Annotated in this window: 5 protein-coding genes; all 5 read left to right on the forward strand. The window is 43.5% G+C overall.

What is annotated here, in order from left to right; translation table 11 throughout:
• Positions 1–433: replication protein C, IncQ-type (gene repC, locus AC0IW7_RS24690; protein ID WP_471821472.1), on the forward strand; the 433-nt coding region annotated here is incomplete at its 5' end.
• Positions 434–1,017: 584 nt separating this feature from the next.
• Positions 1,018–1,377, forward strand: a complete 360-nt coding sequence (locus tag AC0IW7_RS24695; RefSeq protein WP_471821474.1) for a plasmid mobilization protein — start codon at positions 1,018–1,020, stop codon at positions 1,375–1,377.
• A 96-nt stretch (positions 1,378–1,473) separates the two neighbouring features.
• Positions 1,474–3,573 carry a relaxase/mobilization nuclease domain-containing protein gene (locus AC0IW7_RS24700; RefSeq protein WP_471821475.1) on the forward strand — a complete coding sequence of 700 codons (2,100 nt, stop codon included), beginning with the start codon at positions 1,474–1,476 and terminating at the stop codon, positions 3,571–3,573.
• Positions 3,574–3,617: 44 nt separating this feature from the next.
• A complete protein-coding gene (locus AC0IW7_RS24705; RefSeq protein ID WP_471821477.1) occupies positions 3,618–4,475 on the forward strand; it encodes a helicase RepA family protein in 858 nt (285 codons plus the stop codon).
• Positions 4,459–5,074, forward strand: a 616-nt coding sequence (gene repC / locus AC0IW7_RS24710; RefSeq protein WP_471821479.1) for a replication protein C, IncQ-type, incomplete at its 3' end; no start/stop codon positions are given. The genes AC0IW7_RS24705 and repC (AC0IW7_RS24710), both read left to right, overlap by 17 nt.

A 5,074-nucleotide genomic window follows, 5' to 3' on the forward strand; every position in this document is an offset into this window, starting at 1 on the left:
TTTTAATGATACGGCGACCACCGAGATCTACACCGGCTCTACTTCGTCGGCAGCGTCAGATGTGTATAAGAGACAGACCCTAGCCGTTGCCCTCAATGCCCGTTTTGCCCAAGCACTGGCACAGGGCAGCACCTACGCACGCATCAACCTAGAAGAACGTCGCCAGCTCGACGGCGACATAGCGCATCTGGTGCATTCTTGGTTGAACGCCACCATCAGAGCCGGCAACACGTTCAGAATCGGCATAGACAAGCTGGCGATAAGGATTTGGGGGGTTGAGTCTCAAAATGACGCCACCAACCGCAAGCGCAGGACGTTGGTGCTTGCTGCACTGGAAGAAATCAAGACCCTCAAAAGCTGGAAGGTCGATATTTCCGGTCGCGGTGTGGACGCTATGGCAACCATCAAGCGTCCAAAAATGATTGGCTTCTGACTACCGTGCTAACGGTCACAAACTACCGTGCTAACGGTCACAAACTACCGTGCTAACGGTCACAAACTTTACCCCCGAAAACCCTCTGTAAGCCACAGCCCGTAAGGCTTTCAGGGTTTTTCGTTTTTTGAGGTCTAAGAGTATCTATGAATACTCTATCGAAAACCTCACAAATTCGGTTCTCGCAGTGAGCAAAGCGAGCAAGAGCAAAAACGTGTCGCAGGCGACACACACCCGCCCGCCGCCGTCCCGGCACGGGAAAAAAATCAAAAGCCCAACACCGTCGAAATAAAAAGCCTTTGAGCGCCAGCGAAAGCATTCTTGCTTTGTGCTTTTGCCTTACGTTTTTTTCAGCCTTTGACTATTGACAAAAAAACAAATTTAAAGGGCAAAAAAATAAAAGTGCCTTTTGTCCTTGTTTTTGAATTTTGAAATGGTATAACTTTAAGTAAGAGGTATCGGGTAAGGAGCAAGGTGTAAATAAAGTGCCTTTATTTCTCCCCCTACCTAACGGTAGCCCCAGTCACTTCGTTCAGGGGTTGCAAATCAAAAACTAAAACAACATCAAAAGAGGAAATCAAAAGATGAAAAGCAAAACCCAAAAAGACATAAGAACTAACCGCATATCTTTGCGACTCACTGATAGTGAACTCGCCACGATACAAAACAATGCGAAAGATACAAACCCACGCAAGGTGGCTTTATACCTTCGCAACTCTGCACTCAACAAATTACCTGTTGAGGTGCCAGAGCTAAACAAACAAGCGTGGGTCATATTGGCAACTGCCGTTGCTAATCTGAACCAGCTTATGAAAAAACTGAACAGCCCAAACGGACAGGCGCAGGCGAGCGATATAAAAAATACAATCACCGAATTAAGATCTTCATTGCTTGGAATAAAATTTAATAAAAATAATGAGGGCGAAAATGGAAGAACAGAATAAAGAATTGCCAGAGACTGAAACCCAAGACGAATTAGATGATTTTGATTATGCTGGTTTGGAAGAGTCTTTTAAATATGTTGATAAGGAGGACTCCGAATGAAAGCAAAAATAATGAATCGAGGGGCTGGGTTTAGAGGTGTTTTAGATTATGCCTACAAATCAACTGCCGTAGTAATTGGCGGTAATATGTCTGGCACTAACGCCAGAGAACTTGCAACAGAATTTGGCGTTGCTCGCCAAATGCGCCCGGACGTAGATAAACCTGTTTGGCATTGCTCGCTGTCGTTGCCTGTCGGTGAAAAAATCAGTGATGAAAAATGGTCAAGAATCGCTGATAAGTTTATGAAAGATATGGAATTTACAAGCCTAAACCAATACCACGTTGTGAAGCACGAAGACACGGACAAGCAGCATATCCATATCATCGCAAATCGTGTGGGGCTTGATGGCTCATTGTGGTACGGACAAAGAGAGGCATTAAAGGCTATCGACATAACTCAAAAATTGGAAAAAGAATTCGGGTTAGTTGCAACGGTTGGGCTTGAAAATAAGAACGGCAAAAAATCATTAACGAAGGGGGAAATAGAAATGTCATTAAGAACAGGGGAAGCACCAGCAAAACAGATTTTACAAAATACCATTGATACAGCCTTGGGCGGTAAAGGCAATAAACAATCCATTTTCGCATTTATGGAAAAGTTGGAGAAAGCAGACATTAAGGTTATCCCGAACGTCGCCAAGACTGGCAAGATGAACGGTTTTTCTTTTGAGTGTGGTGGTGTTTATTTTAAAGGCTCCCAATTGGGCAAAAAATACAGTTGGAATGAATTAATAAAAAGAGGGGTTACATATGAACAAGACAGAGAAGGTGAAAAACTTATCGCAAGAGCAGAGCAAATCAAAGCAACAAGCGGTTTTGAGTCAGGCGGAATTGCAGCAGTTGAGCCAGAGGCAATTGGTCAAAATAGTGAGGGAACAAAACAAGATAGCACCAATGGTCGAGCAGTTAAGTCAGAATCTATTGGAGTTAAGCCAAGAATCGAAAGCGTCATTGGAACTTCTGACGTTAACAGCGAAATCAGCAATAAACGATTTGACGAAGGTACACAACCAGTTCACGGAACTAACAGAACAAGCAATGTTGGAAATGTCGAGCCTGAAAAAGTCCTTGATTTGGAAAGTGTTCAGCGTGTCATTGCTGCTGGGAACAATGCTTGGAGCGGGGTTAGTGCTGTTGTATCCGACCTTAATGCAACATCTGCAAGCAGTGTCTTGAAGCCAGACCATCAAGCAAAGGTAAAGGCTTGGGCGGCTCAACATGAGGCTTTGCACGCCGAGGAATACCGTATTACCTGTATGCCAAGGGTAGACGGCAAGAAGGCTTTCAACCTTGGAAAACAGAGGGATGGAACTGAAAAAACCTTTTTTTATCATGAGGTTGAGGAAAAAATACCAGAGTTAAGAGCAAAAAATGCACAGGGTTACGATATATATATAACCCCTATGGATAGTAATTATCACTATATGGTCATTGATGATATTAAGGCAGAAAATTTACAGAAGGTTAAAGATGAATATTCGCCTTGTTTAATACAATCATCAAGCGAGAATAACTTTCAAGCCATTTTGAAAGTTAAAAAAGAAAAACATAGGGATGAGCAGGCAATTGCAAACAAAGTCGTGGTTGAAATAAATGGTAAGTATGGAGATCCTAAATTTTCCGGTGTTGTTCATCCATTCAGAATGGCGGGCTTTTCCAATAAAAAGGCAAATAGAAATAATTTCATAACAAAAGTAATTGAGGGCATGAAAGGGCTTGTTACTAACTGTTTTGATAATTTTATGAATGGGTTGAGAGTTGCCAAACCAGTAGTAATTGCCAAAAAGAAAGAGTTTCAAGATGTTTTAGACGCTCCGGTTGTAATGTCTGGCCCGGAAGTTCAAAGGGCTTTTGAAAGGTCTTATAATAAATATGTTGGTTTGGCTGAAACAAATGGCTGGACTAAAAACGACAGCACCATTGATTTTAATGTGGCGAAGGATTTGTTAAAGCAAAGGTTTCCTGCTGACACTGTTGGGCAGGCTTTAAAGGACTTTTCACCAGATTTATCGAGAAGACACAAAGACGTTGATAGTTACGTTGAGAAAACAATAGAAAGTGCAAAAAAGGGGATGAATAATGGATACAAAATTTAATTGCTGTTTTTCCCGCAACGGGACGGCGGCGGGCGGGTGTGTAAATGGGAATTAACATACTAAAAGCGTTTTCAGACGTGCCGGAAAAAATCAGCTTCATCCTTCCCGGTCTACCCTATGGCGTGGTTGGTTCGGTCATCTCTCCCGGTGGGGTTGGTAAGTCGGCTTTTGCCCTCTCATTGGCCTGTCAAATCGCCGGAGGGCCTAACCTGCTTGGGCTTCCTACCGAAATCGGTAAGGTGGTCTATCTCGCCGGTGAAGACCCTGCCAACGTCATCGAGCACAGGCTTTTTGCTGTGGGTGAACACTGCAACCCTGTGGAGCGTGAAACCATTGCCGAAAACCTTACCGTAATTAGCTCTTGCGATGTTCAGTTAGATATTCTTACAACAGACACACAGAAATACTTTCTTGAACTCGCAACAGGTTCAAAGTTGCTTATTCTCGATACCTTGCGCGTAATACATTCAGCCGATGAAAACGACAGTGGTGCAATGTCTAACGTAGTGGGGCACTTAAAGCGTATTGCCAATAAAACGCAATGCTCGATTATATTCCTTCACCATACCAATAAAAACAGTATGAATAATGGGGCTGGGGCAGAACAACAGGCAAGCCGTGGTTCTTCTGTTCTTGTTGATAACATCAGGTGGCAAGGGTATTTAACGAACTTGTCAGATGAGAAATCTAAAAATCTGCTGTTCGGTGATATTGAAAAGAAATACTATGTTTCGTTTGGTATCTCAAAACAGAATTATGGCTTGCCCGTTAGTGAAGTTATTTTGAAAAAGATAAGTTCTAAAAATCCTGACGTAAATGGCTACTGCCTTAAACACTTTGATGTTGAGGCTCATATATTAAAAAATCACAATAAAGGGGGTAAACATGACTTCGACAAATAATACAAAAGTTACTTTTGCAAGAACAGACAGAGCAACCGCAACGGCTTCACTATTTAGACCTATTACGAGAGGTCGCCGCCCAGTTGGTTTAAAAGTTCTTGCTGATTATGATGAAACCAAACTAACTTTTACCTCATATGAATGGCTTGATAGCAGGGATCAAACCATATTGCTTGCACTTATAGGAATGGCTGGTATTGAGTCCGCAAATATAAGCGCTGATTCCTCCGGGGAACTTGGTAAAAAGCTATGGGCTGGACTAAACCCGCTCAACAGTGCGTTGGGCGATTATGGCGCTGTTGTTGAGACCACGCTCTACAAGCTCCTACAAGCCTCCGGGATGGGCGATGACACGAAAACCTATACCCGAGTAAAGGAAATTCTAGAACGCCTCTCTATGGTCAACTGCACGGCTCGCAGTGAGGGCTGGCAGTGGTCAATGCGGTTTTTGAGCTACGCATTCCACGATGATGGAACCCTAGCCGTTGCCCTCAATGCCCGTTTTGCCCAAGCACTGGCACAGGGCAGCACCTACGCACGCATCAACCTAGAAGAACGTCGCCAGCTCGACGGCGACATAGCGCATCTGGTGCATTCTT

The organism is Pseudomonas sp. AC229, assembly GCF_979254655.1.